Here is an 8,995-nt window from a genome sequence, read left to right as displayed (position 1 = left end):
AGCTCCCCATCGAGCGCCTCGTGGAGGAGTTGAAGCCCGAGCGCATTCCGGGCCGTACGCCCTTCTTCCAGGTGATGCTCACCTACCAGGCCTCCTTCCGCGGCTCCGCCTCCGTCGAGGGCGTCAAACTGGAGGCCCTGGAGCTCGACACCTTCTCCGCCAAGTTCGACCTCACCCTCCAGGTGCTGGAGACGGACGCCGGCCTCAAGGGCTACCTCGAGTACACCACTGACATCTTCACCGCCTCCACCGCCGCACGCATGGCCGAGCACCTGCGGGTGCTTCTCCAGGAGGCCGTCGCGCAGCCGGACCGCCGCGTGTCGTCGTTGCAGTTGCTTGCGGGACAGGAGCGCCAGCAGGTGCTGGTGGAGTGGAATACGACGCATGCGCCGTTCCCCGAAGCGTGCATGCACTCGCTCTTCGAAGCGCAGGTGCGCCGCGCTCCGGAATCGGTGGCCGCGATTTTCGAAGGAGCGCAGCTGACGTACGCGCAGCTGGACGCGCGCGCCAATCAGCTTGCGCATGCGCTGCGCCGTCGCGGCGTGGGGCCGGAAGTTCGAGTTGCTCTCAGCGTCGAGCGCTCTCTCGATATCGTCATCGGGTTGCTTGGCATCCTGAAGGCCGGCGGCGCCTGGGTGCCCGTGGATCCGCTCCTGCCTCGTGAGCGCCTGGCCTTCATGCTGGAGGACAGCGCGGCCCAGGTGCTCGTCACCCAGCAGCCTCTGGTGGACCGGTTCCCCGAAGCGTTGCATGCCCGCGCGCTCTGCCTGGATACGGAGCGCGGCGCTCTCTCCGCTGAGCCGACGGATGCGCCTGTAACGGGCGTGACGCCTGCCAACATGGCGTACCTGCTCTACACCTCGGGCAGCACGGGGACGCCCAAGGGCACGGCGGTGGAGCACCGCAGTGTCGCCAACCTCGTCACCCATGAAGCGGTGGCGTACGGCATCGGCCCTGGCAGCCGCGTGTTGCAGTTCGCCAGCCTCAGCTTCGACCTCTCCGTGGAGGAGATTTTCACCACGCTCTGCAACGGCGCCACGCTGGTGCTCGCACCGTTGGAGAAGCTGATGCCGGGCGCACCGCTGCCCGTGCTGTTGCGTGAGCAGGAGTTGAGCGTCGTCAGTCTTACCCCGGCGGCCCTGGCGGCCACGTCCTCCGAGGGGCTGCCGAAGGTGCGCACCGTCATTTCCGGCGGCGAAGCCCTGCCCGCGGACGTCGTCGCGCGTTGGGCTCCGGGACGGCGATTGCTCAACACCTACGGCCCCACCGAAGCCACCGTCATCGCCACCTTCGGTGAGGTGGTGGCGGATGGGAACGTGCCGTCCATCGGCAAGCCGCTGGCGAACGTGCGTGTCTATGTGTTGGACGCGCACGGGCAGCCCGTCCCCGTGGGTGTACGCGGCGAGCTGCACATTGGCGGCGTAGGCGTGGCGCGTGGGTACGCGGGACGGCCGGGACTCACCGCCGAGCGCTTCGTGCCGGATGCCTTCTCCGGTGAGGAGGGGGCTCGCCTCTATCGCACGGGCGACGTGGTGCGCTGGCGGGCCGACGGCCAGTTGGACTTCGTCGGCCGCATCGACGCCCAGGTGAAGGTGCGTGGCTTCCGCATCGAGCTGGGCGAAGTCGAGAACGCCCTGCGCGCCGCCCCTGCCGTGAAGGACGCCGTCGTGCTCGCCCGCGAGGATTCGCCGGGCGACAAGCGCCTCGTCGCCTACGTCGTGGGTGAAGCTCTCGACATCACGGCCCTTCGCGCGCACCTCAAGCAACTCCTGCCTGAGTACATGGTGCCTGCCGCCTTCGTCCCCCTGGACGCACTGCCTCTGACGTCCAACGGCAAGGTGGACCGCAAGGCCCTCCCTGCTCCGGATGCGAGCCTGCTTCGGGCATCGCACGCCTACGAGGCCCCGGCGACTCCACTGGAGGAGAAGCTCGCGGCACTCTGGAGCGAAGTGCTTCGTGTGCCCACCGTGGGCCGCACGGACAACTTCTTCGAGCTGGGGGGCCACTCCCTTCTCGCCACGCAGTTGGTGGCCCGCGTGCGCGCGGCGCTCGACGTGGAGCTGCCGCTTCGTGCCCTTTTCGAGGCCCCCACCATTGCCGCCCTGGCTGAACGCCTCCAGCGCGCCGCGACCGGCACGCGTCTGCCCTCCCTGACGCGCACGCGCACCGAAGGCCACCTGCCGCTCTCCTTCGCGCAGCAGCGCCTCTGGTTCCTCGACCAGCTGACCCCGGACGACGCCTCCTACAATCTGCCCGTCGCGCTGCGACTCCTGGGTCGCCTGGACGTGGAGGCCCTTCGCCGTGCCTTCGAAGCGCTCGTGGCGCGGCATGAAGCGCTGCGCACCACCTTCTTCGAGGAAGAGGGCCAGCCCTTCCAGCGCATCCATGCCCCGGCCGAATGGTCGCTCCCGGTCGAAGACCTCTCTTCCCAGGAGGAGTCCGCACGAGAGGAGCAGACGTTGCGGCTTGCCACCCGTGAGGCCCGGCAGCCCTTCAACCTCGTCCGTGGGCCGCTGCTGCGCACGGCCCTCCTCAAGCTCTCGGCCGACACCCACGTCCTCCTCGCGACGATGCACCACATCGTCTCCGACGGTTGGTCCATGGGCGTCCTCATCCGTGAACTGGCGAGCCTCTATGAGTCCTTCAGTGGCGGCCGGGCTCCCTCGCTGCCACCACTGCCCGTGCGGTACGCCGACTTCGCCCTCTGGCAGCGCCAGTGGCTCCAGGGCGAGACTCTGGAGTCGCAGCTCGGCTACTGGAAGCGCCAGTTGGCCGGTGCCCCCGCCGCGCTGGAGCTGCCCACGGACCGTCCTCGCCCCGCCGTGCAGTCCCGGCGCGGTGCCACGGTGCCCGTGCACTTCCCCTCGGAGTTGACGGACTCGCTGCGCAGTCTCGCTCAGCGTGAAGGTGCTACGCCCTTCATGCTGCTGCTCTCCGCATTCCAGTTGCTCCTCTCGCGCTACTCCGGCCAGGACGACGTCAGCGTCGGCTCTCCCATCGCCGGACGTACTCACGCCGAGGCCGAGGGCCTCATCGGCTTCTTCGTCAACACGCTCGTGTTGCGCGCCCATGTGCGCCCGGAGGACTCCTTCCGCCAGCTGCTCTCCCAGGTGAAGGCCACCACCCTCGCCGCCTACGAGCACCAGCACGTGCCCTTCGAGAAGCTGGTGGAAGTCCTCCAGCCCTCGCGCGACTTGAGCCGCAGCCCTCTCTTCCAGGTGATGCTCGTCCTGCAGAACGCACCCGCGGAAGCGCTGCGCGTGCCGGGCATGGCCTTCCAGCCCATTCCCCTGGAGGGCAACTCCTCCCGCTTCGATTTGGCCCTCACCCTCTTCGAGGTGCCCCAGGGCCTCACCGGCTTCCTTGAGTACAGCTCCGACCTCTTCGACGCCGCCACCGTCCAACGCCTCATGGGCCACTTCGGCGTCCTCCTCTCCTCCCTCGCCTCCCAGCCGGATACCCGTGTCTCCGCACTGCCCCTCATGACGGCTGCGGAGCAGCAGCAACTGCTCGTCGAATGGAATGAGACGGACGTCTCCTTCCCTCGCGACACCTGCGTCCACCACGTCGTTGCCGAGCACGCCCGACACACGCCTGACGCCGTCGCCGTGCGCATGGGGGAGCGAAGCGTCACCTACTCAGCCCTCGATGCCTGGGCTCACGGGCTGGCCGTCCAACTGCATGCGGCGGGTGTCTCCCGTGGCAGCCGCGTCGCTGTCCTCGCGGAGCGTTCCCCGGAGTTGGTGGCGGGCTTACTGGGCGCCCTCAAGGTGGGTGCCGCCTACGTCCCCATCTCTCCCGGTGTCCCGCCGGAGCGTCTGGCTTTCATGCTGGAGGATTGCGGCGCTTCCGTCCTCCTCACCCAGCAGCACCTGCGTGACTCGCTACCGCCCCTCGCCGCGCGCGTCCTCTCGTTGGAGACGGACTCCACCATGGAGTCCGCGCCGCTGCCGGTGGCTCCCGTGGGCCCGGAGGACCTGGCCTACGTCATCTACACCTCCGGCAGCACCGGCCGTCCCAAGGGCGTCGCCGTCCACCACCGCGCGTTGATGAACCTCGTCTCCTGGCACCAGCGCACCTATTCACTGTCTCCCCAGGACTCCACCGCACTCACCGCCGGCGTCGCCTTCGACGCTTCCACCTGGGAGGTGTGGCCCTCCCTCGCCTCCGGCGCCAGCCTCGTCGTCCCTCCCGACGCCGTGCGCGCGGAGCCCTCCCAGCTGCTTCAGTGGCTGGCCCGCGAAGCCATCACCACCTGCTTCATGCCGACGCCCCTGGCCGAAGCCGTGCTGCGCGAGGAGTGGCCCCGTCCCATGGCCCTCCGCGCCCTGCTGACGGGCGGAGATGCCTTGCACCACGGGCCGCCGCCTTCAGTGCCCGCCGCACTCTTCAACCACTACGGCCCCACTGAGAGCACCGTCGTCGCCACCTTCACCCCCGTCATGCGCGACGACGGTACGCGGCCTCCCATCGGCCGCCCCATCGCCAACACCCGCACCTACGTCCTCGACGCCCACTTGCAGCCGGTGCCCGTGGGCGTCCCCGGTGAGCTCTTCCTCGCCAGTGAAGGCCTTGCCTGGGGCTACCTGGGCCAGCCGGCCCTGAGTGCCGAGCGCTTCATCCCCCACCCCTTCTCCTCCACGCCGGGCGCCCGCCTCTACCGCACCGGCGACGTCGTGCGCTGGCGGGCCGACGGGCAGCTGGACTACCTCCAGCGCCTCGACTTCCAGGTGAAGGTGCGTGGCTTCCGCATCGAGCTGGGTGAAATCGAGGCCTCCCTCCTCGCTCACGCCACCGTGCACGAAGCTGTCGTCCTCGCCCGTGAGGACGCTCCCGGTGACAAGCGGCTCGTCGCCTACGTCGTGCCCGCCCAGGGCCAGCAGTTGGACACCTCGGCGGTGCGCACGTTCCTCAAGGAGCGGCTGCCTGAGTACATGGTGCCCGCCGCCTTCGTCCCCATGGAGGCCCTTCCCCTCAGCCCCAACGGCAAGGTGGACAGGAAGGCACTGCCCGTCCCGGATGCCTCGCCCCTCGCGGACTTCGTCGCTCCTCGCGACGCCACCGAGGAGAAGCTCGCGGACGTCTTCGCCCAGGTCCTGCGCGTGGAGCGCGTGGGCATCCACGACGACTTCTTCTCTCTCGGTGGCCACTCACTGCTGGCCACCCAGCTCGTCTCCCGCATCCGCGCGGCCTTCGGTGCGGAGCTGCCGCTTCGTGCCCTCTTCGAGGCCCCCACCGTCGCCGCCTTCGCCGAGCGTTTGCGCACCGCCTCCGCTGGGTCCCGGCTCCCGCCGTTCCCCGTCGCCACCCATGAGGGCCCGCCGCCCCTGTCCTTCGCGCAGCAGCGGCTGTGGCTGTTGGATCAGCTCCAGCCGGGCAGCGCCGCGTACAACATCCCCGCGGCCCTCCGCCTGAAGGGCCAGGTCGACGTCGAGTCCCTGCGCCGTGCCTTCGAGGCCCTCGTCGCCCGCCACGAGACGCTGCGCACCACGCTCGTCCAACACCAGGGCCAGCCCGCGCAGTGCATCCATGCGCCCGCGACGTGGACGCTGCCCCTGCTCGACGTGTCCTCGCTGCCGGAAGCGCAGCGGGAAGAAGAAGCGCGGCGCCTCGCGAACGTGGAGGCCCGTCGTCCCTTCGACCTGGAAGCCGGCCCGCTCCTCCGCACGTCCCTGGTGCGCCTGGGTGACGTGGAGCACCTGCTGCTGGTGACGATGCACCACATCGTCTCCGACGGCTGGTCCATGAGCGTCCTCGTCCGTGAGCTCACCGCGCTGTACGCGGCGTTCCACACGGATCACCTGCCCACCCTCGCGCCACTGCCCGTGCAGTACGCGGACTTCGCCGTCTGGCAGCGGTCCTGGCTCCAGGGCGAAACGCTGGAGACCCAGCTCGCATACTGGAAGGAGAAGCTCTCCGGAGCGCCCGCCGCGCTGGACCTGCCCACGGACCGTCCGCGTCCGCCCGTGCAGTCGCACCGTGGCGCCACGGTGGACATGCGCGTCCCCGTGCAGCTCTCCGAAGCCCTCAAGGCCCTGGCCCAGCGTGAAGGCGCCACGCCCTTCATGCTGCTGCTCGCCGCCTGGCAGTTGCTCCTGTCGCGCTACTCCACGCAGGACGACATCAGCGTGGGCACGCCCATCGCCGGCCGCACGCAGGCGGAGACCGAGGGCCTCATCGGCTTCTTCGTCAACACGCTCGTCCTGCGCGCCCACGTCCAGCCGCAGACAACCTTCCGCCAGCTGCTGGCCCAGGTGCGCGGGACGACGCTCGCGGCCTACGAGCACCAGCACGTGCCGTTCGAGAAGCTGGTGGAGACCCTCCAGCCCGTGCGCGACCTGAGCCGCAGCGCCCTCTTCCAGGCGATGTTCTCCCTGCAGAACACGCCCATGGAAGCGCTGCGCGTGCCGGGTTTGTCGTTCGAGCAACTGCCGCTCGAATCGAACTCCGCGAAGTTCGACCTGACGCTGACGATGCAGGACTCGCCCCAGGGCTTCGTGGGCGTCCTGGAGTACAGCAGCGATCTCTTCGATGCGTCGACCATGCAGCGCATGGTGGGCCACCTGGGCGTGCTGCTGGAGGCCATCGCCACGCAGCCGGACTCGATGCTCGCGAGCCTGCCCCTGCTCAGCGCTTCGGAACGCCAGCAGTTGCTCGTCGACTGGAATGGCCCCAGCGCGGAGTTCCCCCGCGACCTCTGCCTCCATGACGCCTTCAGCGCCCAGGCCCTTCGCACGCCGGAGTCCCTGGCCGTCATCTGCCGCGAGGAGCAGCTCACCTTCCGTGAGCTGGAAGCCCGCGCCAATCAGCTTGCGCACCGGCTGGTGAAGCTGGGAGTCGGCCCCGACGTGCGCGTCGTCCTCTGCGTGGAGCGCTCCGTGGAGGCCCTCGTCGGTATTCTCGGCACCCTCAAGGCTGGCGGCGCCTACGTCCCCATCGACCCCAGCTACCCGCGCGAGTGGCTTGCCCACGTCCTCTCCGACACGGGCGCTCCCGTCGTCCTCACCCAGCAGCGCCTGCGCGACTCGCTGCCCCCGCACTCCGCGCTCACCCTCTGCCTGGACTCCGACTCCGCGGACCTTGCTCTTGAGCCCCAGTGCGCTCCGGTGACGTCTGTCACGCCGGAGCACCTCGCCTACATCATCTACACCTCCGGCAGCACCGGCCGCCCCAAGGGCGTGATGATTCAGCACCGCTCCGTGCTCAATCTTCGTGTCGCCCTTGCCGCTACGGTGCACGCGGAGGCACGGCCGGGGGAGCGTGTCAGCGTCAACGCGCCGCTCTCCTTCGACGCCTCCGTCAAGCAGCTCATCCAGGTGCTCGACGGCCACACCCTCTGCATCATTCCCGACGAGGCCCGCGCTGACGTCGGTGAGCTCGTCAACCGCATCGAGAAGGACGCCCTCGACGTCCTCGACTGCTCCCCTGCGCACCTGCGCCTGCTCGTGGATGAAGGGCTGCTGGAGCGCAAGGCAACTCCCCGCCGCGTCCTCGTGGGCGGTGAGGCCGTGGACCCCGCCACCTGGCGTCACCTCGCCCAGGCCCCGCGCCCGCGCGTCTTCAACGTCTACGGCCCCACCGAGTGCACCGTCGACGCCACCGCCTGCGCCTTCGATGCGTCTCCCACGCCCACCATCGGCAGGCCCCTGCCCAACGTCCGCGTCTACGTGCTGGACGGCACGCTGCGCCCCGTGCCCGTCGGCGTCGCGGGCGAACTCTTCATCGGTGGTGAGGGCGTCGCGCGCGGCTACCTCAACCGGCCGGAGCTGACAGCGGACCGCTTCATCCCGGATGCCTTCTCCTCCACGCCTGGTGCCCGCCTCTACCGCACCGGCGACGTGGTGCGCTGGCGCGCCGACGGGATGCTCGACTACCTGGGCCGTGCCGACTTCCAGGTGAAGGTCCGCGGCTTCCGCATCGAGCTGGGTGAAATCGAAGCCGCCCTCCTCAAGCATCCCCAGGTGCACGCCGCCGTGGTGCTGGCGCGCGAGGACATCCCCGGCGACAAACGGCTCGTCGCCTACGTGGTGCCTCCCGAAGGCACGGAGTCCGCGCCCACGCCCGAAGGCATCAAGGACTGGCTCAAGCAGCTCCTGCCGGAGCACATGCGCCCCTCCGCGATCCTCGTGCTGGAGGCCCTGCCGCTCAACACCAACGGCAAGGTGGACCGCAAGGCCCTGCCCGCGCCCCAGGGCACCGCGCTCGCCACCACCTACGTCGCGCCGCGCACCCCGGCCGAGGAGCAGCTCGCGGCCCTCTTCACGCAGGTGCTGCGCGTGGAGCGCGTGGGCGTCCACGACGACTTCTTCTCGCTGGGTGGCCACTCCCTTCTGGCCACCCAGCTCGTCTCGCGCGTGCGCGCCACCTTCCGCACGGAGCTGCCGCTGCGGGCCCTCTTCGAAGCGCCCACCGTGGCCACGCTCGCCGAGCGGCTCCAATCCCAGACGCCGAGCCTCCGCCTCCCGCCGCTCACCCGGACCCAGGCGGACGGGCCTCAGCCCCTATCCTTCGCGCAGCAGCGGCTCTGGTTCCTGGATCAGCTCACGCCGGGCGATGCGTCCTACAACATCCCCACGGCGCTCAGGCTGACGGGCCAGGTGGACGTGGAGTCGCTGCGCCGCGCCTTTGAAGCGCTGGTGGCTCGTCACGACGCCCTGCGCACCACCTTCCGCGAAAGCGAGGGGCTGGCCACCCAGCACATCCACACGCCCGGCACATGGGCGTTGCCGCTCATCGATCTTTCCACGCTGCCCGAAGCGCGGCGCGAAGACGAAGCGCAGCGGAAGGTCGAAGCGGATGCACGGCAGCCGTTCGACCTGCGGAACGGTCCGCTGCTGCGCACCGCGCTCGTACGGCTGGCGGCGGAAGAGCACCTGTTGCTCGTGACGATGCACCACATCGTCTCCGATGGCTGGTCCATGGGCGTGCTCGTCCGCGAGCTGGTGGCCTTCTACGAGGCCTTCAGCACCGGTCAGGCGCCCGCCCTTGCTCCGCT

At 69.7% G+C, this 8,995-nt stretch carries 1 protein-coding gene (cut by a window edge); it reads left to right on the top strand.

The features are described from left to right. Nucleotides 1–8,995: part of a non-ribosomal peptide synthase/polyketide synthase coding region (locus D7Y21_RS15910; RefSeq protein ID WP_147469296.1), annotated on the top strand (this coding region is incomplete at its 5' end). 19,255 nt of the annotated region lie beyond the right edge of the window; the window shows 8,995 of its 28,250 annotated nt.

It is taken from the genome of Corallococcus sp. AB045, from assembly GCF_003668895.1.
In the GTDB taxonomy this organism is placed as follows: domain Bacteria; phylum Myxococcota; class Myxococcia; order Myxococcales; family Myxococcaceae; genus Corallococcus; species Corallococcus coralloides.
This window is presented reverse-complemented; position numbering and strand designations above follow the sequence as displayed.